Source organism: Rhodopseudomonas palustris (assembly GCF_003591005.1).
Lineage (GTDB): Bacteria > Pseudomonadota > Alphaproteobacteria > Rhizobiales > Xanthobacteraceae > Rhodopseudomonas > Rhodopseudomonas palustris_K.
The window spans coordinates 1-995 of sequence record NZ_QYYD01000068.1; the positions used below are offsets into that span (position 1 = coordinate 1).

At 50.2% G+C, this 995-nt stretch carries 1 rRNA gene; it reads right to left on the bottom strand.

Annotation, left to right across the window (positions count from 1 at the left end):
- Positions 1–869: ribosomal RNA gene (locus D4Q52_RS25955) — 23S ribosomal RNA — on the bottom strand; the annotation flags it as partial.
- Between the last annotated feature and the right edge of the window lie 126 nt (positions 870–995).

A 995-nucleotide genomic window follows, 5' to 3' on the forward strand; every position in this document is an offset into this window, starting at 1 on the left:
ACAGTGCTCTACCCCCGAAGATGAGTTCACGAGGCGCTACCTAAATAGCTTTGGGGGAGAACCAGCTATCTCCCGGTTTGATTGGCCTTTCACCCCCAGCCACAAGTCATCCGCTAATTTTTCAACATTAGTCGGTTCGGTCCTCCAGTTAGTGTTACCCAACCTTCAACCTGCCCATGGCTAGATCACCGGGTTTCGGGTCTATACCCTGCAACTTAACGCCCAGTTAAGACTCGGTTTCCCTGCGGCTCCCCTATACGGTTAACCTTGCTACAGAATATAAGTCGCTGACACATTATACAAAAGGTACGCAGTCACCCATCTAGTGGGCTCCTACTGCTTGTACGTACACGGTTTCAGGTTCTTTTTCACTCCCCTCGCCGGGGTTCTTTTCGCCTTTCCCTCACGGTACTGGTTCACTATCGGTCAGTCAGGAGTATTTAGCCTTGGAGGATGGTCCCCCCATATTCAGACAGGATACCACGTGTCCCGCCCTACTCTTCGAGTTCACAGCCTGTGCGTTTTAGTGTACGGGAGTATCACCCTGTACCCTGCGACTTTCCAGACGCTTCCACTAACACACATGCTGATTCAGACTCTGGGCTGCTCCCCGTTCGCTCGCCGCTACTGGGGGAATCTCGGTTGATTTCTTTTCCTCGGGGTACTTAGATGTTTCAGTTCCCCCGGTTCGCTTCGTTAAGCTATGTATTCACTTAACGATAGTGTGACGAATCACACTGGGTTTCCCCATTCGGAAATCGCCGGTTATAACGGTTCATATCACCTTACCGACGCTTATCGCAGATTAGCACGTCCTTCATCGCCTCTGACTGCCAGGGCATCCACCGTGTACGCTTAGTCGCTTAACCTCACAACCCGAAACTGTTTCGTAAAACAGTCCGCATTGCGAAAATTTGAGAGACTCGAACACACCATTTTTCCTTTCTTATTACGGAGAAAGGAAACAGTGCGTCGTTTCAATTTTCAGCTTGATC